Below are 23,488 nucleotides of genomic sequence, written 5' to 3'. Positions count from 1 at the left end.
TAAATTGAAATAAAAAGCGGATGACAACTAATATTCCCGCTAAAAAAAAGTAAAGCGCATAGATTCTATGCGCTTTACAGGACTACAAAAAGTTTAATTTTTGGTGACTAACTCAAAATAATTAAATAATTGTCGATTGCCCTAAATGTATATTGGTAAAGTTTAAGTTGGTTTCATCTGGATTATTAATAAAATCTTCAATGAAATCGCCAACTTTGGTCGTAGTTATATGGTCGTATTTTGTGTTTAAATCAGGGGTTGTAATTTGAAGCTTAATTGATTTATCTACACCTTCTCTTACTAATGCTGCTTCATCATCTAATCCAAAATGTTCTAAAAGCATTGCTGCAGATAATATAGATGCGATGGGGTTAGCAATTCCTTTATTTGCGCCTTTAGTATATGCTCCGTGAATTGGTTCAAACATGGCATGTTTTTCACCTATCGATGCGGAAGCAAGTAAGCCAATAGAACCAACAATAACACTGGCCTCTTCAGATAAAATATCGCCAAACATATTTTCGGTTAATATCACATCAAACTGTCTCGGATTAATTATAAGTTCTACGGCTGCGTTATCGATAAATAGGTAGTCTACATTTACATCTGGATATTGTGGAGCTAATTCTTGCACAACTCGGCGCCATAGACGAGAACTTTCAAGTACATTGGCCTTGTCTACTAGAGCTAATTTCCCTTTTCTGGTTTGAGCTGCTTTAAAGGCTAAATGAGCGATGCGTTCAATTTCGTATCGATTATATTCGCAAATGTCACTGGCTTTGTTACCATCTTGCGATAATATCTTGTCACCAAAATAAATACCACCTGTTAATTCACGATAAATAAGAATATCGGTATCCTTAATTTGTCTTTTTTTAAGAGATGATTTATTCAATAAATCTTCATAAGCAATTACGGGTCTTATGTTTGCGTACAAGCCTAAAGATTTTCTTAATCCCAATAAACCTTGTTCGGGTCTGATTTTTGTGTTTGGGTCTAAATCATATGATGTATTTCCAATAGCACCGAATAAAACAGCGTCAGAATTTTCACAAAGGGTAATCGTTTCTTCAGGAAGTGGCGACCCAGTTTTATCTATAGCAGAGGCTCCAACAATGCCGTTAGTGAAATTAAATACATGATTAAATTCCATAGCTATAGCTTTTAAGACCTTTACGGCCTGCGCTATAACTTCGGGTCCTGCACCATCGCCAGGTAAAACAGCAATATTTAATTTCATGTTGTTTAAATGTGTTGTGTTTATAAAATGGAATGACCTATTTTTTTAAGTTGTTAGATTACAACCTCTCGTAGGTCATTCCATTTTATTAAGCAGAAATTATTTCTTTATAAATTCTGCTATTTTCTATAATATAATGGATGTCGTTATCTTCAACTTCCTTTTTCTTATCGGCAAAATCTAAAAAGTTCTGATAGATTTCATCCAACTGAAGTTTAGTTAATTCATATCCGATGTTTTTTGCTCTATAAGCTAATGCTGCTCTACCGCTTCTGGCAGTTAGTACGATGGCAGATTCCGTAACACCGACAGCTTTCGGGTCTATAATTTCGTATGTTTCACGATTTTTAATTACCCCATCCTGATGAATACCTGAACTGTGCGCGAATGCGTTAGCACCTACAATTGCTTTATTAGGCTGAGTATAAATACCCATGTTATCCGAAACTAGTTGGCTTAATCCATATAGCATTTCGGTATTTATATTGGTATCTAAACCTAAATAAGGGTGCTGCTTTAAAATCATAACAACCTCTTCTAAAGCTGTATTTCCTGCACGCTCTCCAATACCATTTATAGTACACTCAATTTGTCGAGCTCCATTTATAACTCCTTCAATAGAGTTGGCAGTTGCTAGCCCTAAATCGTTATGGCAATGGCAAGAAATTATGGCCTTGTCGATGTCTTTTACATTTTCTTTTAAATATTTAATTTTTGCACCATATTCACTAGGTAAACAATAACCTGTTGTATCTGGAATATTAAGTACTGTTGCTCCTGCTTTTATCACTTCCTCACAAACTCGCGCTAAATAAGCATTATCGGTTCTTCCAGCATCTTCAGCATAAAACTCTACATCCTCTACAAAAGATTTGGCATAGCTTACTGCTTTAACAGCACGCTCTATAATATCTTCTTGATTCGATTTAAACTTATATTTTATGTGGGAATCAGAAGTTCCGATACCTGTATGAATTCTTGGTTTTTTAGCGTATTTTAGTGCTTCGGCAGCAACTTTAATATCGTTTTCAACAGAACGTGTTAAACCACAAACTGTAGCATTTTTTACAATTTTAGAAATGGCTTCTACCGATTTAAAATCGCCTGGACTAGAAACAGGGAAACCAGCTTCAATAATATCAACACCCAATTGATCAAGCTGTTCTGCTATGATTAATTTTTGTTCGGTGTTTAATTTACAGCCTGGTACTTGCTCGCCATCGCGAAGTGTTGTGTCAAAAATTTGAACGTTTGTATTAGTCATTTAGTAAAATAAATTTTCATTTTGTATTACGAATGTATACTTTGGTTTTTTAAAAGGATAATAGGCCAATATTATTTTACGATGTTTAACTGAATACTAGTTTATTTATTTAACTGAAAATCAGTATTTTAAAACTGTTTTTATAACTATGACAAAAGAACAAAAAGATAATTTGTTTGTATTGGTAAAATCGCTTTCTAAGTCAGAAAAACGCCAGTTCAAGCTATATGTTGGTCGATTGGGAGTTAATGAAGACTCTAAATTTTTAACCCTTTTCAATATTCTCGATAAATTGCCCGCTTACGATGAAGCTGCGATTCTTAAAAAAGGAGTAGTAAAAAAGGAACAGCTTTCTAACTTAAAGGCGCATTTATACAAGCAAATTTTAATTAGTTTAAGATTAAACCCTTCACATCAAACCATTCGTATTCAAATTCGGGAGCAGTTAGATTTTGCAACCATTTTATACCATAAAGGGTTGTATAAGCAAAGTTTAAAAATTCTTGATAAGGCGAAAAATCTGGCCATTGTTAACGAAGAAAAAAATGTGGCTTATGAAATTGTAGAATTTGAAAAAATAATAGAGTCGCAATACATAACACGAAGTTTAAGTAATCGAGCCGATGAGCTTGCTATACAAGCTAAGGAGTTGAGTCAGCAGAATGTAATTGCTAGTAAATTGTCAAATTTATCACTGCAGCTCTATGGTCAGTTTTTAAAAACAGGTTATGTAAAAAATGCTAAAGAAAGTACCCGAATTATTAAGTACTACAATGCCCGAATGCCAAAATTTGATATTGAAAAATTGGGTTTCAGAGAAAAATTATGGCTGTACAAAGCAAATTTATGGTACAGTTTTTTAATGCTCGATTTTCTATCTAGTTATAAATATGCCACCAAATGGGTTGACTTGTTTTATGATAACCGCGATATGATGGTTTTAAATCCTGTGTTTTTCTTGAGAGGGAATCATTATTTGCTCGAGGCTTTATTTTATTTAAGACATTATGATAAATTTAAAGAAACTTTGGAGCGTTTAGAGTCGATTACTAAAGAAAAATGGTTTCCGATAGACGATAATGTAGATGGCCTAACATTTCTTTATGTGTACAACAATAAATTTAATTTACATTTTATTGAAGGTAGTTTTAAAGAAGGTTTGCCCCTAATAGATGAGGTGCTTGATAAATTAAAAAATTATAAGGATCGAATAGATGAACACCACGTAATGGTGTTTTATTATAAAATAGCCAGTATGTATTTTGGTGCTGGTGAAATTAAAAAATGCATCTACTTCCTCGATAAAATTATAAGTAATAGGTCATTACAGATGCGAGAGGATTTATTGTGTTTTTCAAGAATTTTAAATTTAGTAGCCCATTACGAAGCCGGGATGGATTATAATTTAGATGCTTTAATACGAAGTACTTATAAGTTTTTAATAAAAATGGAAGACTTATATGAAGTTCAAAAAGAGTTTATTAAATTTTTACGCGGCTTGGGTGATATTTACCCTCATGAGGTTAAAAATGAATTTATTAAACTTCATAAAAAATTAAAGCAATATGAAAATGACCCGCATCAAAGTCGTGCGTTTTTATATTTGGATATCATTTCATGGTTAGAGTCTAAAATTCAAAACAAGCCAATAGGTTTGGTGATTCAGAAAAAATTCGAGGACATGCGAATGAATCGTTAATGTTGGTTGGCCTTTGGTAAAAAAATAAAAAAAAATAAAAATTCTTTTAAAAAAATTAGGTTTTTCCGTTTTGATAATTGAATATTTGCATATATAAAGTTCAAAAACTTATTGAAATGTTATCAAGAAAGGTGGAGGGATTAGACCCATTGAAGCCTTAGCAACCCTTTACCTGTAAAGAAGGTGCTACATTCTACCCAATTCTAAAATTTACTATTTTTGGAATATTTGGATAGATAACGTAAAAAATTACATCCGTAATTTATATTTCTTATAACATTTTTCTAAATAAGTACATCAATAAAATTTGATGCATTTGGCTTTTGGTTTAATTATTTATTAACTAAAAAAATTAGAAAAATGAGTACACAAAAATTAGAAACTAATGCTTTGCATGCAGGGCACGATTTTAAAGCAAATGGAGGAACAAGAGCTATACCTATTTATCAAACTTCTTCCTATGTTTTTAATAATTCCGATCATGCGGCTAACTTGTTTTCGTTAAAAGAATTAGGGTTTATCTATACCCGACTTAATAATCCAACAAATCAAATATTACAGGAGCGCCTAGCAGCATTAGAAGGTGGTGTTGGAGCCGTAGTATTTGCTTCGGGTACATCAGCAATATCAACAGGTTTATTAACCCTTTTAAAGGCGGGAGACCATATTGTAGCTAGTAGTAGCTTATATGGTGGAACTTATAATTTACTTAAAGTAACTTTGCCTAGATTAGGTATTACAACAACTTTTGTAGATGCCGATAATCCTGAAAATTTTGCTGAAGCAGTACAAGATAATACCAGAGCCTTTTTTGTAGAATCGTTAGGAAACCCGAAATTAGACGTATTAGATTTAAAATCGATTTCAAAACATGCCAAAGCTGCGGGCGTACCATTTATTGTAGATAATACCGTTGCTACACCTGCTCTTTTAAACCCGATAGAACATGGCGCTAATATCGTTATTCATTCGTTAACTAAATATATTGGCGGACAAGGCACGTCTTTAGGTGGTGCTATTATCGATGCTGGTACGTTCGATTGGTCTAGCGGAAAATTTCCTGAATTTACAGAGCCTTCAGAAGGATATCACGGATTAAAATATTACGAAACCCTAGGAGCAGCATCTTATACCTTTAAATTAATTTTGGAAGGATTAAGAGATTTTGGCGGAGCTTTAAGTCCGTTTAATGCCTTTCAAATATTACAAGGGTTAGAAACGCTTCCTGTTCGCATTAAGCAGCATAGTGAAAATGCCTTAGCATTGGCAAAATGGCTGGAACAACAAGACGAAGTGGCATGGGTAAATTATCCGGGATTGGAATCGAGTAAATATAAAGCTTTATCGGAAGTATATTTACCAAAAGGACAAAGTGGAATCGTTACCTTTGGAGCTAAAGGTGGGTTTGATGCAGCTAAAGCCATTGCTGATAACTCAAAGTTATTTTCATTGTTAGCAAATATCGGAGATACCAAATCTTTAATTATTCATCCAGCAAGTACCACCCACCAGCAGTTAACAGAGACAGAGCAAGAGTCGGCTGGAGTAACCGCAGATTTAATACGATTGTCTGTTGGAATTGAAAATATTGAAGATTTAAAAGCCGATTTAAAGGAAGCTTTCAGCAAAATTTAAAAACTATCAAACTTTGAAAAACAGCCTTCAACATATAATAGTAAATAATTATTCTACGTACAGTGGTGTAGAGGTTCCCGAGATAAAACTAAGTTATCAATTATTTGGTTTGCCTTTGGGGACGGCTCCAGTAGTTTTGATTAATCATGCGCTAACAGGTAACAGTAATGTGTCTGGTGAAGATGGATGGTGGAAAGAATTAGTAGGAGACGATAAAGTTATCGATACTAAATTATATACTGTTTTGTCGTTTAATATCCCTGGTAATGGCTACGACGGATTTATAATTGAAAACTATAAAGATTTCGTAGCACGAGATATTGCCAATCTCTTTTTACTCGGGTTAAAAGAATTAAAAATCACAAAGCTTTTTGCTATAGTAGGAGGTTCTTTGGGTGGTGGAATAGCTTGGGAAATGGCGGTATTAAGTCCTGATATTGCCGAAAATTTAATTCCGGTAGCTACCGATTGGAAATCGACCGACTGGCTAATTGCCAATTGCCAGATCCAGGAACAATTTTTAATTAATTCAAAAAATCCGGTACACGATGCGCGAATGCATGCCATGTTGTGTTACCGAACCCCCGAATCTTTTAAAGAACGTTTTCAGCGGTCAAAGAATGAAGAACTTGAAATTTTTAATGTTGAAAGTTGGTTGCTGCATCACGGGAAAAAATTGCAGGAACGTTTTCAGCTTTCTGCATATAAATTAATGAATCAGTTGTTAAAAACTATTGATGTAACTAAAAACAGGCCAACCGATTTTAATGTGTTGGAAAATATTCATGGCAATATTCATATCGTAGGAGTGGATTCGGATTTGTTTTTTACGGCAGAAGAAAACAGGCAAACACACAAGCAACTTGCTGTTACAAACCCGAATGTGACCTATAATGAAATCCATTCGGTACACGGGCATGATGCCTTTTTAATGGAATATGAGCAATTAGAAAAAATAGTAGAAGGCATTTTTGTGCCGAATTCTAAAAAAAGAAGAATGAAAGTATTAAAATTTGGAGGGAAATCTTTAGCAAATGGTAACGGGTTAAATACCGTTATTTCAATTATTAAAAATAAAATTAATAATGGCGAAAACATTACAGTAGTTGTATCGGCCAGAGGTTCGGCAACCGACGATTTGGAGTCTATTCTTGAGCAAGCCGTGAAAGGAAAGTCATACCATACCGATTTGGAGGCATTTAAAGCCTATCAAACGGAGCCTTTAAAATCCATCGATTTTTCTAAGGAATTTGCCATTCTAGATAAGTTGTTTGAAGGGGTTAGTTTGCTTGGTGATTACAGTAAAAAAACTAAGGATGAAATCTTAGCGCAAGGCGAGTTACTTTCTGTGAAGTTAATTTCTAGTTTATTAAATGAAAAGGGGGTAAAAGCGGCAGCTGTCGACTCCAGGACTTTAATTAAAACCGATGGTGTTTTTGGTAACGCTCAGCCTATTTCGCAGGTTTCAAAAGATAATGTAAAAAACTTTTACAAAGCCACACCAAAAGATACCGTTAATATTGTAACTGGATTTATAGCTTCTAATAAAAGTAACGAAACGACCACTTTAGGAAGAAACGGAAGTAATTATTCTGCGGCTTTACTTGCGAATTTCTTAGATGCCGAAGAACTGGAAAATTATACGCATGTAAATGGCATTTACACCGCAAATCCAGATTTGGTTGAAGATGCTAAAAAAATTAGAGAAATGTCCTTTAGCGAGGCTAACGAATTGGCGAATTTCGGAGCTACCGTTTTGCATGCAAAAACCATTATCCCTTTAGTTGAAAAAAATATCAACTTACGTATTTTAAATACCTTTAATGCTGACGATGAAGGTACATTAATAACCGCAAAACCAAATTCAAAAGAAGTAACTTCACTATCTGTTTTAGATGACGTGGCGTTAATTAATTTGGAAGGTCGCGGATTGTTAGGAAAAAGTGGTGTTGATGCGCGTATTTTTGGGGCATTGGCTAATAAAGATATTAGCGTAAGTATCATTTCTCAAGGATCTTCAGAGCGTGGTATAGGGTTAATTATTAATGCAAGTCAGGCTACTAACGCGGTATTGGCATTAGAGCGTGAGTTTGAAAACGATTTTTATTCGCAAGATGTTAATAAAATTGGTGTTGTCGATGATGTTTCGGTAATTTCGATTATTGGAATTGAGTTAAGTTCATTCCATAAACCTTTTAATGCATTAATTAGAAACCAGATTACACCTTTACTCTTCAATAATACGGTAACTGGAAAAAATGTGAGTTTGGTTGTTAAGAAAGACCAATTGCATAAAGCCATGAACGTGATTCACGGTGAAATCTTTGGAATTTCTAAAAAGATTAACATTGCCATTTTTGGCCATGGTGGTGTTGGTGGCGCTTTAATTAATCAGATTTTAAAGTCGAAAGAAGATATCGAAAAACGTAAAGGCGTATTATTAAATGTATTCGCTATCGCAAACTCTAAAAAGTTACTGTTAAATAAAAAAGGCGTTGGTCAAGATTGGAAAGAAGCTATTAAAAAGTCACCTTTAGAGAGTTCTATTGAGGATGTAATTACGTTTGCAAAGAACAATCACATGGAAAATTTAATTGCCGTTGATAATACAGCGAGCCCAAGTTTTCACGATAATTATGTTCCTTTTGTTGAAGCAGGTTTCGATTTGGTGTCGTCTAACAAAATAGCGAATACCATTTCTCATCAATTTTATTCCGAATTAAGAGCACAGCTTAAAGCCCATAACAAAGAATATTTATATGAAACGACCGTTGGTGCAGGTTTACCGCTTATCGATACCATAAAATTATTGCATGAATCTGGAGAAAATATTACTAGAATACGTGGGGTATTTTCAGGAACATTAAGTTATTTATTTAACAATTTTTCAGTACAGGATAAACCTTTCAGCGCAATAGTTCAGGAGACCATTGATAAAGGGTTTACCGAGCCAGATCCGCGTGAGGATTTTTCAGGAAATGATGTGGCTAGAAAATTATTGATTTTAGCTAGAGAACTGGATTTGAAAAATGAGTTTGAAGACGTGGCTGTTCAAAATTTAATTCCGGAAGCCTACAGAGATATTTCTGTTCAGGAATTTCTTGGCCAACTCGAGGTGCTAGATGACGAATTCCAAAAGGTGAAGGATAATCAGGAGGAAGGACATGTGTTGCGTTATGTGGGTGATTTATCGGGCGATTTATCTCAGGATAAGGGGACTCTTGAAGTTAAATTAGTATCCATTCCCGAAGATAGTACCCTAGGACATGTAAAAGGCAGCGATGCGATTTTTGAGATATTTACTGAATCCTATGGCGAGCAACCTATCGTAATACAAGGTGCAGGCGCAGGCGCGGAGGTAACCGCACGTGGTGTTTTTGGTGATATTTTGCGATTGTCGAAACATGTAAATTAGTTCGAGTAAATTTTTGTTGCCAATAGAATCTCGTTTGCGAAAAGAGATGAATTATATTTAAAATTCAAAACAGGGCAAAGTAAAATTATTAGTCTTTGTAACTTTGAGAAATCTAACTTACAAATCAAAATAAACGTATGTATTTGTGAAAACGAATGCAGATGTAGAAAAAATTATAGAAATGAGTAAAAAATTTGAAACTTTAGCTATTCGAACACAAACGGAAACGACGCAGTTTTCTGAACACTCTGTTCCGTTGTATTTAACCTCGGGGTTTGTATTCGATGATGCCGAAGAAATGCGAGCGTCTTTTGCTGAAGAAAAACAACGAGATTTATATAGCCGCTACAGTAATCCTAACGTTAACGAATTTGTCGATAAAATTTGTGCTATGGAAGGCGCTGAAAGTGGTTATGCTTTTGCAAGTGGTATGGCAGCAGTGTTTTCAACTTTTGCCACGTTGTTAGATGCTGGCGATCATGTGGTGTCTTGTAGTTCTGTTTTTGGGGCAACTCACGGTTTGTTTACTAAATATTTTCCAAAATGGAATATAGAATGTTCGTATTTCAATATTGACGAAGTTGAAACTATTGAAAATTTAATTAAGCCAAATACAAAATTTATATACGCCGAAACGCCTACCAATCCAGGCGTTGATGTATTAGACTTAGATTTTTTGAGTGCCATTTGTAAGAAGCATAACATACTTTTGGTTATTGATAACTGTTTTGCGACTCCATATTTGCAAAACCCTATTAAGCATGGCGCCGATTTGGTGATACATTCTGCTACTAAATTAATAGATGGTCAAGGTCGTGTTCTTGGTGGTGTTACTGTAGGAAAAAAAGAATTGATACGAGAAATATATTTATTTTCAAGACTTACAGGGCCTTCCATGAGTCCTTTTAATGCTTGGGTACTGTCTAAATCACTGGAAACATTAGCGGTAAGAACAGAAAAGCATTGTGAAAATGCACTGAAAATAGCAGAGTATTTAGAAAACCATCCAAAAGTGAAATGGGTAAAATACCCATTTTTAAAGTCGCATCCCAAATATGATGTAGCTAAAAAACAAATGCGTTTGGGCGGTACTATTGTTGCTTTTGAAGTAGAAGGAGGGGTTGCAGGTGGACGTGCCTTTTTTGATAATATAAAAATGTGTTCATTATCTGCTAATTTAGGAGATACCAGAACCATTGTAACACACCCAGCAAGTACCACTCATGCTAAAGTAGAGCCTGAAGTAAAAGCAGCTGTTGGTATTACCGATGGATCAGTCCGTATTTCTGCGGGGTTAGAACATATTGACGATATTATAGCCGATTTAAAACAGGCTTTGGGATAAAAATTGTAATTTAATAAATTAGAAAAGGCGTTACTTTTTAATCGAGTAACGCCTTTTTTATGATAGAATTTTTATATCTAATTTTTATAATGGTCTCTTACCACATCAGGGTTACTACCCCATATTTTTACGCTCGTCCATGGCTCAGGCTTAGAAGTCCAGAAAGTATGATCTTCAGGCAAGCCTAAAGCTAAAAAGCCTAAAGACGTTAAATAAAGGCTTCCTGTGTTAATATATGGTTCTGCCATTTTAGGCTGATGCCCCACAACACCCAATTTTAGCCATCCTTTTTTATCGTAAGTACCATCGGCTTGCAGTATCCGTTTTAAAACAGAAGTTAAGGCAGCACGCACTTGTCCTTCAGAAATGTCAGATGGTAATTGTTCCAGAAGTGCTATTTGAGACAATAACTGGAAACTCCCAAAGCGGTAAACCGACGACCTTCCAATAATAGGAAAAGTGCCTTCTGGTGAAATTTGGCGTTCTAAAATTTCAGCATAACGCTGCGCACGTTTTATAACATCGTCATTTAGCTTTTTGTACGGGTGATTCGTTTCCTTTAAAACTCTAAATACATCAATAAGCATAGGGTGAATAACAAATGAATTATAATAATCCCAATGGTAGTATTTTCCATCCGAATATAAGCCGTCACCCACATACCATTCCATGTGTTTATTTAAGGCATATTCAATTCTTAAATAATCGGCATCATCGGTAAATTTTGCTAGAAAGGCTTCAACAGTAGCTGCAAACAATAACCAGTTGTTATAGGGAACATTTTTAATAGTTCTCGATTTTTTAAAGGCATTAACAACCATTTGTTTAGTTTCATCGGGAAGGGGTTCCCATAATTGCGTTGGAGCTCTTAAAAATCCCTGAGCCAAAAAGGCAGCATCAACCAGAGGTTGTGCCCCTTTATTAAAATTCAAATAATCGTCAGATTCAGGATTAACCGCATTATATATAGCTTCATGGGTTAATTCGATATATTTTTGACGAAGTTTGCCTTCTTTAGTGTCGCCCGGACCTAATTCTAACCACGGAGCAATACCAGCTAAAAGTCTACCAAAGGCTTCAAGGCCGGCGAAATTACTTCGGTCGCCATAATCAAAGCTACTTTGTTCAGTAGGCATTGTTTTTTTTAATTTGTCTTTGGCTAAAGCTGTTAAAACAGGGTCGGATAATTTTGTAAGCTCGTTAACCCAAAGTTCTCTGTCTGACTGAGCTGTAATAATATTAATAGTTAGTAAAAATAGAATAAGAGCGCTTATTGTTTTTTTCATCTGTATGTTTACTTATTTAATTTTGTTGTCTGTATAAGGCTTCTAAAAAATAGTAGTCGGCATAGTTTAAAGGTGTGTCAATTTCTACGCCATGCGGAAGACTTCCAACAGAGTGTTTAAGCAAGAAACCATTATTCGTTCCTGTTTCAGCAAAATAGGCGGGGCTGCTAAGAGATTTGATAATATCATTAGCAAAAGTGTTATAGATGTTGCTTTTTTCGGTACTTAAATAACCAGAAAGCTCCAATAATGCTGAAGCTGTAATTGCTGCAGCCGAAGCATCTCGAGGTGTATTTTCGTCTACAGGTGCATTATAATCCCAATATGGAATGTTGTCTTCTGGAAGATTAGGGTGATTTTTAATGAAATCGGCTATTTTCAATGCTTGGTTTAAATAGTTTTCATCTTTAGTTACGCGATAGCAAAGGGTAAACCCGTAGAGCCCCCAAGCTTGACCACGTGCCCAAGCCGAATCGTCGGCATATCCCTGATGGGTTCTTTTTTCTAATACTTCACCAGTTTCTGTATCATAATTTAACACGTGGAAAGACGAGTTGTCGGCTCTAAAATGATTTTCCATGGTTTTATTGGCGTGAGAAACGGCTATATTGTAATATGTAGAATCACCGGAAATTTCGGTAGCATGGAATAATAACTCTAAGTTCATCATGTTATCAATGATAACCGGACAATTCCATTTTTTGCTGGAATCCCAAGATTGAATAATGCCAGCACCTGGATGAAAACGCGTCGCCAAGGATTTTGCAGTTTGCACAATTACAGAATCAAATGCTGCCGAAGCTTCCTTTTTTAAGGCATTACCATAGCTGCATTCTATCATGAAACCAACATCATGATTTCCGGTCCAGTACTGAATGGTGTCTAATTTTTTAGTGTATTCTAAAGCAAGATTTTCCCATTTAGAATCGTTGGTTAATAAATTTAAGTACCATAAAGACCCAGGGTAAAAACCACTCGTCCAATCGTAAATACCTGTTAAACCTGTTTGGCCGTTTTTACCAATATTTCTTGGCATCATGCGTTTGGTATCTAAAGCTGATTTGATACTATCAGAAAGAAAAGTATACTGGTCGGTACATTTTTCAATAATGGTTCGAGTATCTTCAACAGGTTTTTCGGTTTTGTTCTTGCATCCTGTTAAAACAAGAGCAACTATTAAAAGTTGACATGTTTTCAATAATATTTTCATAGGTTTAAAAAGTTTGCTGTTTTTGGAAAAGGGTTAAAAATAATACTATTGATTCAATTTATCCTAATTAAATTTTCTTTATATAATTTTTTGAACTACTGATTAAGCTTTAACAATATTCAAGTTAATTAATTATATTTACCCCATGCTTTCTAAAAAAACAAAATACGGACTTAAAGCACTTACCTTTATCGCAAGACAGGAAGATGATGTTCCTGTGCAGGTAGGTGAAATCGCAAAAGGAGAACAAATACCGCAAAAATTTTTAGAAAGTATTCTTCTTACCTTGAGAAAAGCAGGCGTTTTAGGCTCTAAAAAAGGTAAATATGGCGGTTATTATCTAAGGCATACACCAGCTGAAATTAATATGGCTGATGTGATGCGTGTTCTTGAAGGACCTATTGCTATGGTGCCTTGCGTGAGTTTGAATTTTTATGAAAAATGTGATGATTGTGTTGATGAGCAGGAATGTAGTGTGCATAAACTCATGATTCAGGTACGTGACAGCAATCTTAATGTCTTTAAAAATACAACTTTAGCCGATCTTTCTTTTTCAGAATAGCACATTTTTAATAATATCTCTGGTTTTTTTTAAAGATATTTTCAGTTTATCCTTGAAAATATTCCATTATTCGAAAAAGTTGCATTAAGCACTTTTTTATGTTATAAAATATTTTACTTTTGTAATTCCTATTAAATCGATAGGAATAATATAAAAAGTAAAAAATGATTGAGCAAGTGTTAACAAATTCAAATCAAAAAGAGAAAACTACTTTTAAAACAGATACCGCTTCAGAGAAACCGATAAGAAGCGTTGTAAAATCTTTAAGTTGGAGAACAGTTGGAACTTTAGATACTATTTTAATTTCATGGATAGTAACAGGAGAATTAACCTTGGCCTTTTCAATTGGTTCTATAGAACTGGTTACCAAAATGGTGCTTTACTTTTTTCATGAGCGTATTTGGAATTCTATAAAATGGGGAAAATAATTTGGTGCTATGATTTCAGAAGATACATTAAAAGAACTAAATAAAACTTATAAAGACGCAAGTCCGTCTGATATAATTAAAAAAGCTTTAGAGTTAAACAGTGAAGCAGTGGTTACCACAAACTTCAGACCATACGAAGCAGCTATTTTACATGCAGTAACTCAGGAAGCTCAGGATATTTCTGTGATTTGGTGTGATACGGGATACAATACACCACAAACATATAAGCATGCCGAACAAGTGATAAAAGATTTAAGCTTAAACGTTTACTTATATGTTCCTAAACAAACCGCTGCACATCGTGACGTAGTTATGGGTATACCAAGTGTTGATGCTCCCGAGCATGCCGCGTTTACCGAACAGGTAAAACTGGAGCCTTTCAAGCGAGCTATGGCAGAACATAAGCCAAAAGTTTGGTTTACAAATTTGCGTCAAGGACAAACGGCGTTTAGAGATAGTATAGGGATTTTCAGTGTTAGTAAAGATGGAATTTTAAAAGTAAGTCCGTTTTATTATTGGTCAGACAGCGATTTAGATACTTATTTGGAAAATCATAATTTACCCAATGAGTTTAAATATTTCGACCCGACCAAAGCATTAGCTAATCGCGAGTGTGGATTACATGCATAAACAAGAAATAAGATTAAAATAGAGCACTTACAAATGCGTATTTGTGGCTAAATAAAATATAAAATGAAAAAAGACACATCAAATATCAATTCATTAGAAAACGAAGCGATATACATTATGAGAGAAGTAGCAGCACAGTTTGAAAGACCTGTTCTGCTGTTCTCTGGAGGAAAAGATTCTATAACCTTAGTGAGATTGGCTGTTAAAGCGTTTTATCCGGCAAAAGTACCTTTTCCTTTAATGCATATTGATACGGGGCATAACTTTCCTGAAACAATTGAATTTAGAGATCGTTTGGTTGAAGAATTAGGTCTAGAACTTATTGTTAGAAATGTTCAGGATTCTATTGATGAAGGTAAAGTGAAAGAAGAAACAGGTCGTTACGCCAGTAGAAATCAGTTGCAAACAACAACACTTTTAGATGCTATTGAAGAATTTAAGTTTGATGCTTGTATTGGTGGTGCACGTCGTGATGAAGAAAAAGCGAGAGCTAAAGAGCGTATTTTTTCAGTTCGTGACGATTTTGGTCAGTGGGATGAGAAAAACCAGCGCCCTGAATTGTTCGATATGTTAAACGGGCAAATTGATTTAGGACAAAATGTACGCGTGTTTCCAATTTCAAACTGGACAGAATTAGATGTGTGGTCTTATATAGAGAAAGAAAAAATAGAAATCCCTTCTATCTACTTTGCACATAAGCGAAAAGTGTTTTTACGAGATGGTATGATATGGTCTGCCGATGATGAAGTGGTTTATCGCGACGATCATGAAGAAGTTGTTGAAGAACTGGTGCGTTTTAGAACCGTAGGCGATATGAGCTGTACAGCGGCAGTTTTATCTGAAGCCACTACAATTTCGAAAGTAGTTGAAGAAATTCGAGAAAGTACTATTTCGGAGCGCGGAGCACGAATAGACGATAAACGCTCGGAGGCGGCTATGGAAAAACGTAAGCAGCAGGGGTATTTCTAAAAACAAATTACAGTTATTTCCGTAAAAACGGAAAACTTAAAAAAATAAGTTCAAGGTGTTAAGCCTACAACATAAAGCATTAAAAACAAAATGGAAGTATTAAAAATAGCAACAGCAGGAAGTGTCGATGACGGTAAGAGTACGTTAATTGGTCGTATATTATATGATACAAAATCGTTAACTACCGATAAATTAGAAGCTATAGAAAAAACAAGTAAACAACGTGGATACGATTACTTGGATTTCTCGTTAGCGACCGATGGTTTAGTGGCAGAAAGAGAACAGGGGATTACTATAGATGTAGCTCATATCTATTTTTCAACAAATAAAAAAAGCTACATTATTGCCGATACACCTGGTCATGTGGAGTATACACGAAACATGGTTACGGGAGCATCAACGTCTCAGGCTTCTATTATTTTGATTGATGCAAGAAAAGGGGTTATCGAACAAACTAATCGTCATTTCTTTATCAATAATTTGTTAAGAATTAAAGATGTTGTTGTTGCTATTAACAAAATGGATTTGGTTGATTATTCGGAAGAGGTTTATAATAAGATTAAAGCCGATTTTGAAGAATTGATGAGTAAGCGCGATTATCAGGATCAAAAGATAACTTTTATCCCGGTAAGTGCACTGAAAGGAGACAATGTGGTTCATAAATCTGAAAACACCCCTTGGTATAAAGGAGAAGCATTACTGGAGCATTTAGAACAATTGGATAAAGCCGATATATACAATGTGGGTACCCCTCGTTTTCCAGTTCAGTATGTTATCCGTCCAAAAACGGAAGATTTTCATGATTTTAGAGGGTACGCAGGGAAAGTATACGGTGGTAATTTAAGCGTAGGCGACGACGTTATTGTGTTGCCATCTAAAACAAGATCGAAAATTAAAGATATTTATTTTTATAACGAAAAATACGAAACCGCATCTAGACGTTCTTCGGTAACCATCACTTTAGAAGACGATATTAATGTTAGTCGTGGCGATATGATCGTAAAAGAAAACGATTTGCCAACCATCGACAAGCAATTTACAGCTAACGTGTGCTGGATGGATGCAGAACACCTTAAGCCAGGAACTAAATATGTAGTTCAGCATGGAGTTAACAAGGTGTTAGCAAAGGTTGATCGAATCAATTATAAAATACACCCAGATTATTCAGGAGTTGAAAATAATGTTACCGAACTAAAAGTGAACGACATTGCTTCGGTAACCTTCAAACTAAATAAGCCGATTTTTTACGATCAATTTAAAAATCACCGAACCAACGGATCATTTATTTTAATTGATTCGCAATCAAACAATACCGTTGGAGCCGGGTTTATTCAATAAAAGCAAGTTAAAAGTTACAAGGTCGAAATTTGGAAATTAACGTTTTATTCAGTTTTCGATTTTAAACAATCAAACTTAAAAAAAGAGATGCAAAGTTTTAGAACAGAAATAGAGAATCCAGTTGTAGAAAAGGATATTATTGAATTGGCAAAAAAAATTGAGCTATTCAATAATGGCAAAATAGATGAAGAGAAATTCAGAAGTCTTCGTTTAGCTCGTGGTGTATACGGTCAGCGTCAAGAAGGCGTTCAAATGATTCGTATAAAGTTACCCTATGGAAAAGTTAAAAGTAATCAGCTACGAAGAATTTCTGATGTTAGCGATGAGTATTCTCGTGGACGTTTACATATTACAACACGTCAAGATATACAAATTCATTACGTCGATTTAAATCGTACCCCAGAACTTTGGGCTGAGCTTGAAAAAGACGATGTAACCTTACGTGAAGCTTGTGGTAATACGGTACGTAATGTAACAGCTAGCGAAACAGCTGGTATCGATGTAAATGAACCTTTCGATGTGTCTCCATATGCTGATGCGCTATATAAATTCTTTTTAAGAAACCCGATTTGTCAGGAAATGGGACGTAAGTTTAAAGTTTCGTTTTCTTCAACCGATGAAGATACAGGGTTGGCCTATATGCATGATTTAGGTTTTATTGCTAAAATTGAAAATGGGGTACGCGGATTTAAGGTGATGATTGGAGGCGGACTAGGGTCGCAACCACGTCATGCCGATGTGCTTTACGATTTTCTTCCAACAGATAAAATTATTCCAGTCATGGAAGGGGTGTTGCGTATTTTCGATCGTTATGGCGAACGTAAAAGTCGTGCAAAAGCCAGAATGAAATTTTTAATTAAGGATATTGGTTTAGAGGCTTTCAAAGAGTTAGTGGCTGCCGAACAAAATGCAATAGAGTTAAAAACTGTAGCTATTGATGCCGATGCTTACCAAGCTTCGATACCTGTATCTGTTGAAGCCCCAAAGGTTGAAATTAAAGACGAACAAGCATACCAAACATGGGTGGCAACAAACCTTATTCCACAAAAGCAGGAAGGGTATGTGGCGATAGGTATTAAAGTGTTGTTAGGTGATTTTTATACTGATAAAGCACGTTTGTTAGCTGATTTGGTTGATAAATATGCCGCTGGAGAAATCCGTTTAACACTGCGTCAAAACATAGTAATACCTTTCGTTAAGGAAGATTTAGTTCCGTTTTTCTATACTGAATTAGAGAAGTTGGGTTTTGTAGAAGCTGGGTATAATAAGGCAGTAGATATTACGGCTTGTCCAGGGACCGATACATGTAATTTAGGAATTGCAAGTAGTACCGGTATTGCCGATGAGTTGGAGCGTGTTATTAAGGCCGAATATCCACAATATGTAAACAACCAGGATGTGGTTATCAAAATTAGTGGTTGCATGAATGCCTGCGGTCAACACAATATGGCAAACATAGGTTTTCAAGGCATGTCTGTACGTACGCCAGATAAATTAGTAGCGCCTGCCTTACAGGTTTTACTTGGCGGTGGTAATTTAGGTGATGGTAATGGATTGTTTGCCGATAAAGTGGTAAAAGTACCAAGTCGTAGAGGTCCAGAAGCATTACGTCGAATTTTAAATGATTTCGAAGCAAATTCAAACGGAAAATCGTTTATTGAATATTATAAAGCCACAGGAGATCGTTATTTTTATGATTTGTTAAATGATCTTCAGGATGTCACTAATTTAACACCTCAAGATTTTATCGATTGGGGAAATGAAGAAAAATACGAAAAAGAAATTGGCATAGGGGAGTGTGCAGGTGTTGTTATCGATTTGGTTGCTACCTTGTTTTTAGAAAGTGAAGAAAAAATAGAAAATGCACAGGAGTCATTAAATAATAAAGTGTATTCTGGTGCAATTTACCATGCATACAGTTCATTGGTTAATTCGGCGAAAGCGATTTTGTTATCCGAGAATAAAAAAACCAATACGCATGCAGGTATAATAAGTGATTTTGATAAACTATTTGTTGAAAGTGGAAAATTGAATTTAGGTAGTTCATTCTCTGATATCATATATCAAATTAATAAATTTGCTCCTACTGAGGAATTTGCTGTAAGATATATTGAGGAAGCCAATCAGTTTTTAGATAAAGTAAGAGCTTTTAGGGAAGAAGAAAAAAGTATTGTAGCCTAAAGCTTTAAAAATAAAATAGAGCTATGAGTATATTAACCCCAAAATTAACGGTTGTAGGCGCTGGTCCTGGCGATGTTGAGCTAATCACTTTAAAAGCTATTAAAGCTATAAAATCGGCTCATGTGATTTTGTACGATGCCTTAATTAATGAAGAACTTTTAAAGTATGCTTCAGTAGATGTTGAATTAATTTTTGTGGGTAAACGTAAAGGTTGTTATGCGTTTCAACAGGAACAAATTAACGAGCTCATTGTTGCTAAAGCCAAGGAAAAGGGGCATGTAGTACGCTTAAAGGGCGGAGACCCATTTATTTTTGGTCGCGGTGCAGAAGAAATTGATTATGCACGTGAATTTGGTTTGGAAACTTTTGTGGTACCAGGAATTTCATCGGCTATTGCAGTGCCTGCTTATCAAGGTATTCCATTAACAAAACGTGGGTCATCTGAAAGTTTTTGGGTGATTACGGCGACAACTAAAAACCATAGCTTATCTACCGATGTGCACTTGGCAGCAAAGTCTACTGCGACGGTAGTTATTTTAATGGGGATGCATAAATTGGAAAAAATAGTTGACATTTTTAAAGGCGAAGGCAAACAGGATACACAAATGGCAATCATTCAAAATGGAACCAGAATCGATGAAAAAGTTGGTGTCGGAACCGTTAGCACAATTCAATCTATTGTTGAAGAAAAGCAACTAAGTTCGCCTGCGATTATCGTAATTGGCGATGTTGTTCAAAACCGTGTTGCGTTGTCAACAATTAGACACGAAGTTAATAAACTAGCATAGGCTGTACTATATGGAAAGAAATAATTTATATCCTATTTTTTTAAAAACTAGTCAGTTAAAGGTGTTAATTGTAGGTGGAGGAAACGTCGCTGAAGAAAAGTTAAATTTTTTATTAAAATCAAGTCCAGATGCTCATGTAACAATGGTGTCCCCAATGTTTAGAGAAGGTACAATGGCATTAGCTGAAAAAGGCGATGTATCATTAATAGAATCGAAATATAAAAAGCGTTTTTTAAAAGGCCAACATATGGTTATCGCAACGACCGACGTACCTGAAGTTAACGTGAAAGTGCATAAGCATTGTCGTAAGCGCAGTATTTTAATAAACGTTGCCGATAATCCGCCGTATTGCGATTTTTATATGGGAGGTATTGTTACAAAAGGTAACGTAAAAGTAGCGATTTCAACAAACGGAAAATCGCCAACAACAGCCAAAAGACTACGTCAGTTTTTCGAAGATGTTATTCCGGAAAATGTAGACGATTTGGTAAAAAATTTAAATGAATATAGAAAAACAATAAAAGGGGATTTCGAACATAAAGTGGAAACGCTAAACGAATTTACCAAAGGATTAATTGAAAAAAAAGAGTCGTAAAAATGATTAAGACAGATATACTAATAATAGGTGCAGGACCAACTGGATTATTTACAGTTTTTGAGGCAGGATTGTTAAAACTTAAATGTCATCTAATTGATGCGTTGCCACAACCTGGAGGTCAGTGTTCAGAGATTTATCCTAAAAAACCCATTTACGATATTCCTGGTTTTCCAGAAGTATTGGCAGGCGATTTAACAAAAAATCTTTTAGAACAAGGTAAGCAATTTGAGCCTGGTTTCACCTTAGGTGAACGCGCTGAAACTATTGAAAAGCAAGACGATGGTTCATTTATTGTGACAACAAATAAAGGAACAAAACATCATGCTCCTGTGGTGGCAATTGCTGGAGGATTAGGGTCGTTCGAGCCTAGAAAACCAGCCATTGAAGGTTTAGCCGATTACGAAGATAAGGGTGTTGAATACATGATTAAAGACCCTGAGGTTTATCGTAATAAGCGTGTGGTTATTTCTGGAGGAGGTGATTCAGCATTAGACTGGAGTATATTTTTAGCGGATGTGGCTTCAGAAGTAACATTAATTCACAGAAGAAACGAATTTAGAGGCGCATTAGATTCTGTTGAAAAAGTAGGAGAACTTAAACTTTTAGGTAAAATCAACTTAATTACACCAGCCGAAGTAACAGGGTTACATGGCGATGGAAAAATAGAGGCCGTAACAGTAACTAAAGATGGTGAAGAATCTCGTATAGAAACCGATCATTTTATTCCGTTATTTGGGTTGTCGCCAAAATTAGGTCCTATTGGAGACTGGGGATTAGAAATTGAAAAGAATGCGATTAAGGTAGATAACTCAAGAAATTATCAAACTAATATCGAAGGTATATTTGCTATTGGAGATGTTAATACCTACCCAGAGAAATTAAAATTAATTCTTTGTGGATTCCACGAAGCCACATTGATGTGTCAGGCGGCGTATCGAATTATCAATCCTGGTAAGAAGTATGTATTAAAATATACAACGGTTAGTGGTATTGATGGTTTTGATGGTTCTCGTAAAGAAGCGCCAAAAGCAGTGGTTCAAGCCATTCAGTAATTCAGAAATGCGTATCTTGAAGCTGTAAACTTTAAGATGAAATAGCGACAAAACTGAAAAACATAATCTTTTAAAGTGCAATTCCGATAGTTAAGACATTCATATTGAAAGAATCGATTAATTATGCGAATTGCATTTTATCATTAAAAACAAAGTTTAATGAAACCGTGTAAAGAATTAAACGATAAATTGATTGGTAAAAAATACAATGTACGCCTAAAGGATGTTGTAGAGAGCTTTACTAAAAACTTATTTTATTATTTGTTCGACGCTCACGATGATGAGCTGGAATGCTTGAAAACAACTTTTCTAGAAATCGCTGACAATTTTCAAATTGATAAAGGAGATAGGGTTTGGGATGAGTTTCAAGCTAAATTTCCACTTATTAAAGAGAAATTGGAACTGGATGCTGTAGCGGTGGTAAATTTTGATCCGGCAACAAAAAGTTTGGAAGAAGTTTACTTGGCCTGTCCTGGGTTTTACGCTATTTGTGTTTATCGTTTAAGTCATGAATTATATGTGCAACAAGTACCGATTATTCCTAGAATGATGAGTGAGTATGTACATGGAATTACAGGCATCGATATACATCCTGGAGCAACTATTGGAGAATCTTTTTTCTTAGATCACGGTACAGGTATTGTTATAGGTGAAACTTCTATTATAAAAAATAATGTAAAGATTTTTCAAGGGGTAACATTAGGTGGTATACAAGTAAAAAAGAGTATGGAATCTACAAAGCGGCATCCAACTATTGAAGATAATGTTACAATTTATGCTAATGCAACCATACTTGGAGGCGATATAGTTATTGGAGCGAATAGTACCATTGGAGCGAACGTTTGGATTACACAATCTGTTCCCGAAAATTCATTAGTAACGTATCAAACCGAAATAAAAATCAGACCCAAAAAGAATGGCATCCGTTAAAGGAATTTTAGATCACATAGGAAACACACCACTTATTGATGCAAGTCATTTGGTGGGCAAAGAAAAAGTAAAGTTGTATTTAAAGCTGGAAGGAGATAATCCCGGGGGCAGTGTAAAGGACCGTGCAGCGTTTAATATGATTAATGAAGCACTAAAACGTGGCGATGTTAAGCCAGGAGGTACTTTGGTGGAAGCCACTAGTGGAAACACCGGTATTGCATTAGCCTTAATAGCAAATTTATTCGGGCTTAAAATGGTCTTAATCATGCCTGAAAACTCTACCGAAGAACGCGTAAAAACAATGCGAGCATATGGCGCTGAGGTTATTTTAACTTCGGCAGCCGAGGGTATCGAAGGTTCGCGTGATTTAGCATTTAAGCTTCGTGATGAAAAGGGATATGTGCTTCTAAATCAGTTTGAAAATAACGATAACTGGAAGGCACATGTAAAAACCACCGGACCAGAAATTTGGAGAGATACCGATGGAGAAATAACACATTTTGTATCAGCTATGGGAACCACAGGAACCATAATGGGGGTGTCGACATTTTTAAAAGAACAAAATGAAAACATAACTATTGTAGGAGCACAACCTGAAGATGGAGCTAGAATTCCAGGCATTAGAAAATGGCCGGAAGCTTATGTTCCTAAGTTTTTTGATCGATCAAAAGTCGATGTGGTTATTGATGTGAGTGAATCAAACGCCAAAGCAACCACACAACGTTTGGCAAAGGAAGCCGGTGTTTTTGCAGGCATGAGTAGCGGGGGCGCCGCATTTTGTGCTTTAGAAATTGCTAAAACAATTCAGGAAGGCGTTATTGTTTCTATAGTATGTGATCGTGGCGACCGGTATTTGTCATCAACGTTATTCGAATAATTAGGTGATTTTGGAATTTAATCAATCCAAGTCCAGACGAT

19 protein-coding genes and 1 riboswitch are annotated in these 23,488 nt (G+C 35.4%); of the genes, 15 read left to right on the top strand and 4 right to left on the bottom strand.

Annotated features, from left to right (window positions below; all coding sequences use genetic code 11):
- Window positions 1-121: 121 nt before the first annotated feature.
- Both leuB and ICJ83_RS12270 read right to left on the bottom strand, forming a co-directional pair.
- The gene (gene leuB, locus ICJ83_RS12275; RefSeq protein WP_188230697.1) at window positions 122-1,240 is read right to left on the bottom strand and encodes a 3-isopropylmalate dehydrogenase; all 1,119 of its coding nucleotides are present in this window, start codon (window positions 1,238-1,240) and stop codon (window positions 122-124) included.
- A gap of 88 nt (window positions 1,241-1,328) precedes the next feature.
- Window positions 1,329-2,504: a 2-isopropylmalate synthase gene (locus ICJ83_RS12270; protein WP_188230696.1), complete on the bottom strand. Its 1,176-nt coding sequence runs from the start codon at window positions 2,502-2,504 to the stop codon at window positions 1,329-1,331.
- A gap of 148 nt (window positions 2,505-2,652) precedes the next feature.
- Between ICJ83_RS12270 and ICJ83_RS12265 the strand changes: the two genes are divergently transcribed.
- From ICJ83_RS12265 to ICJ83_RS12250, 4 genes are all read left to right on the top strand, one after another.
- Entirely contained in the window at window positions 2,653-4,203 is a 1,551-nt protein-coding gene (locus ICJ83_RS12265; protein ID WP_188230695.1) for a metallophosphoesterase, read from the top strand.
- Window positions 4,204-4,319: 116 nt separating this feature from the next.
- A riboswitch (SAM riboswitch) is annotated at window positions 4,320-4,446 on the top strand.
- A gap of 117 nt (window positions 4,447-4,563) precedes the next feature.
- Window positions 4,564-5,838 (top strand): O-acetylhomoserine aminocarboxypropyltransferase/cysteine synthase family protein, encoded by a 1,275-nt coding sequence (locus ICJ83_RS12260; RefSeq protein WP_188230694.1) that lies wholly within the window; start codon window positions 4,564-4,566, stop codon window positions 5,836-5,838.
- 13 nt (window positions 5,839-5,851) lie between these two features.
- Window positions 5,852-9,253: a bifunctional aspartate kinase/homoserine dehydrogenase I gene (gene thrA / locus ICJ83_RS12255; RefSeq protein ID WP_188230693.1), complete on the top strand. Its 3,402-nt coding sequence runs from the start codon at window positions 5,852-5,854 to the stop codon at window positions 9,251-9,253.
- Window positions 9,254-9,434: 181 nt separating this feature from the next.
- Window positions 9,435-10,598 carry a trans-sulfuration enzyme family protein gene (locus tag ICJ83_RS12250; RefSeq protein ID WP_188230692.1) on the top strand — a complete coding sequence of 388 codons (1,164 nt, stop codon included), beginning with the start codon at window positions 9,435-9,437 and terminating at the stop codon, window positions 10,596-10,598.
- Between the two features lie 77 nt (window positions 10,599-10,675).
- Here the strand turns inward: ICJ83_RS12250 and ICJ83_RS12245 are convergent, their stop codons facing one another.
- The gene (locus ICJ83_RS12245) at window positions 10,676-11,884 is read right to left on the bottom strand and encodes a DUF2264 domain-containing protein (RefSeq protein WP_188230691.1); all 1,209 of its coding nucleotides are present in this window, start codon (window positions 11,882-11,884) and stop codon (window positions 10,676-10,678) included.
- Between the two features lie 16 nt (window positions 11,885-11,900).
- Window positions 11,901-13,094: a glycoside hydrolase family 88 protein gene (locus ICJ83_RS12240; RefSeq protein ID WP_188230690.1), complete on the bottom strand. Its 1,194-nt coding sequence runs from the start codon at window positions 13,092-13,094 to the stop codon at window positions 11,901-11,903.
- Window positions 13,095-13,239: 145 nt separating this feature from the next.
- Between ICJ83_RS12240 and ICJ83_RS12235 the strand changes: the two genes are divergently transcribed.
- The 11 genes from ICJ83_RS12235 to cysM all read left to right on the top strand — a co-directional run bounded on the left by ICJ83_RS12235 (window position 13,240) and on the right by cysM (window position 23,447).
- Window positions 13,240-13,656, top strand: a complete 417-nt coding sequence (locus tag ICJ83_RS12235) for an RrF2 family transcriptional regulator (protein ID WP_188230689.1) — start codon at window positions 13,240-13,242, stop codon at window positions 13,654-13,656.
- A gap of 164 nt (window positions 13,657-13,820) precedes the next feature.
- On the top strand, window positions 13,821-14,084 hold the full coding sequence (locus ICJ83_RS12230) for a DUF2061 domain-containing protein (protein ID WP_188230688.1): 264 nt from the start codon (window positions 13,821-13,823) through the stop codon (window positions 14,082-14,084).
- A 9-nt stretch (window positions 14,085-14,093) separates the two neighbouring features.
- The gene (locus ICJ83_RS12225; RefSeq protein WP_188230687.1) at window positions 14,094-14,714 is read left to right on the top strand and encodes a phosphoadenosine phosphosulfate reductase domain-containing protein; all 621 of its coding nucleotides are present in this window, start codon (window positions 14,094-14,096) and stop codon (window positions 14,712-14,714) included.
- A gap of 63 nt (window positions 14,715-14,777) precedes the next feature.
- Window positions 14,778-15,683, top strand: a complete 906-nt coding sequence (gene cysD, locus ICJ83_RS12220) for a sulfate adenylyltransferase subunit CysD (RefSeq protein ID WP_188230686.1) — start codon at window positions 14,778-14,780, stop codon at window positions 15,681-15,683.
- A 90-nt stretch (window positions 15,684-15,773) separates the two neighbouring features.
- Window positions 15,774-17,021 (top strand): sulfate adenylyltransferase subunit 1, encoded by a 1,248-nt coding sequence (locus tag ICJ83_RS12215; RefSeq protein ID WP_188230685.1) that lies wholly within the window; start codon window positions 15,774-15,776, stop codon window positions 17,019-17,021.
- Between the two features lie 87 nt (window positions 17,022-17,108).
- Entirely contained in the window at window positions 17,109-19,202 is a 2,094-nt protein-coding gene (locus ICJ83_RS12210) for a HEPN domain-containing protein (protein ID WP_188230684.1), read from the top strand.
- Between the two features lie 23 nt (window positions 19,203-19,225).
- Window positions 19,226-19,990: a uroporphyrinogen-III C-methyltransferase gene (cobA, locus tag ICJ83_RS12205; protein ID WP_188230683.1), complete on the top strand. Its 765-nt coding sequence runs from the start codon at window positions 19,226-19,228 to the stop codon at window positions 19,988-19,990.
- A gap of 10 nt (window positions 19,991-20,000) precedes the next feature.
- Window positions 20,001-20,585 carry a precorrin-2 dehydrogenase/sirohydrochlorin ferrochelatase family protein gene (locus tag ICJ83_RS12200; protein WP_188230682.1) on the top strand — a complete coding sequence of 195 codons (585 nt, stop codon included), beginning with the start codon at window positions 20,001-20,003 and terminating at the stop codon, window positions 20,583-20,585.
- A 2-nt stretch (window positions 20,586-20,587) separates the two neighbouring features.
- Window positions 20,588-21,640, top strand: coding sequence for an NAD(P)/FAD-dependent oxidoreductase (locus tag ICJ83_RS12195; RefSeq protein ID WP_188230681.1), 1,053 nt, complete (start codon window positions 20,588-20,590; stop codon window positions 21,638-21,640).
- A 159-nt stretch (window positions 21,641-21,799) separates the two neighbouring features.
- Complete coding sequence (gene epsC / locus ICJ83_RS12190) at window positions 21,800-22,570, top strand: serine O-acetyltransferase EpsC (RefSeq protein ID WP_188230680.1); 771 nt, start codon at window positions 21,800-21,802, stop codon at window positions 22,568-22,570.
- Window positions 22,557-23,447 (top strand): cysteine synthase CysM, encoded by an 891-nt coding sequence (cysM, locus tag ICJ83_RS12185; protein ID WP_188230679.1) that lies wholly within the window; start codon window positions 22,557-22,559, stop codon window positions 23,445-23,447. Before epsC ends, cysM begins: the two co-directional genes overlap by 14 nt.
- The last annotated feature ends 41 nt before the right edge of the window (window positions 23,448-23,488 follow it).

It is taken from the genome of Aestuariibaculum sediminum, from assembly GCF_014596945.1.
GTDB classification, from domain to species: domain Bacteria; phylum Bacteroidota; class Bacteroidia; order Flavobacteriales; family Flavobacteriaceae; genus Aestuariibaculum; species Aestuariibaculum sediminum.
This window is presented reverse-complemented; position numbering and strand designations above follow the sequence as displayed.

Bases quoted from the DNA above. Each gene is read 5' to 3' on its own strand.
- leuB (WP_188230697.1), bottom strand. From the start codon at position 1,240: ATGAAATTAAATATTGCTGTTTTACCTGGCGATGGTGCAGGACCCGAA.
- ICJ83_RS12270 (WP_188230696.1), bottom strand. From the start codon at position 2,504: ATGACTAATACAAACGTTCAAATTTTTGACACAACACTTCGCGATGGC.
- ICJ83_RS12265 (WP_188230695.1), top strand. From the start codon at position 2,653: ATGACAAAAGAACAAAAAGATAATTTGTTTGTATTGGTAAAATCGCTT.
- ICJ83_RS12260 (WP_188230694.1), top strand. From the start codon at position 4,564: ATGAGTACACAAAAATTAGAAACTAATGCTTTGCATGCAGGGCACGAT.
- ICJ83_RS12250 (WP_188230692.1), top strand. From the start codon at position 9,435: ATGAGTAAAAAATTTGAAACTTTAGCTATTCGAACACAAACGGAAACG.
- ICJ83_RS12245 (WP_188230691.1), bottom strand. From the start codon at position 11,884: ATGAAAAAAACAATAAGCGCTCTTATTCTATTTTTACTAACTATTAAT.
- ICJ83_RS12240 (WP_188230690.1), bottom strand. From the start codon at position 13,094: ATGAAAATATTATTGAAAACATGTCAACTTTTAATAGTTGCTCTTGTT.
- ICJ83_RS12235 (WP_188230689.1), top strand. From the start codon at position 13,240: ATGCTTTCTAAAAAAACAAAATACGGACTTAAAGCACTTACCTTTATC.
- ICJ83_RS12230 (WP_188230688.1), top strand. From the start codon at position 13,821: ATGATTGAGCAAGTGTTAACAAATTCAAATCAAAAAGAGAAAACTACT.
- ICJ83_RS12225 (WP_188230687.1), top strand. From the start codon at position 14,094: ATGATTTCAGAAGATACATTAAAAGAACTAAATAAAACTTATAAAGAC.
- cysD (WP_188230686.1), top strand. From the start codon at position 14,778: ATGAAAAAAGACACATCAAATATCAATTCATTAGAAAACGAAGCGATA.
- ICJ83_RS12215 (WP_188230685.1), top strand. From the start codon at position 15,774: ATGGAAGTATTAAAAATAGCAACAGCAGGAAGTGTCGATGACGGTAAG.
- ICJ83_RS12210 (WP_188230684.1), top strand. From the start codon at position 17,109: ATGCAAAGTTTTAGAACAGAAATAGAGAATCCAGTTGTAGAAAAGGAT.
- cobA (WP_188230683.1), top strand. From the start codon at position 19,226: ATGAGTATATTAACCCCAAAATTAACGGTTGTAGGCGCTGGTCCTGGC.
- ICJ83_RS12200 (WP_188230682.1), top strand. From the start codon at position 20,001: ATGGAAAGAAATAATTTATATCCTATTTTTTTAAAAACTAGTCAGTTA.
- ICJ83_RS12195 (WP_188230681.1), top strand. From the start codon at position 20,588: ATGATTAAGACAGATATACTAATAATAGGTGCAGGACCAACTGGATTA.
- epsC (WP_188230680.1), top strand. From the start codon at position 21,800: ATGAAACCGTGTAAAGAATTAAACGATAAATTGATTGGTAAAAAATAC.
- cysM (WP_188230679.1), top strand. From the start codon at position 22,557: ATGGCATCCGTTAAAGGAATTTTAGATCACATAGGAAACACACCACTT.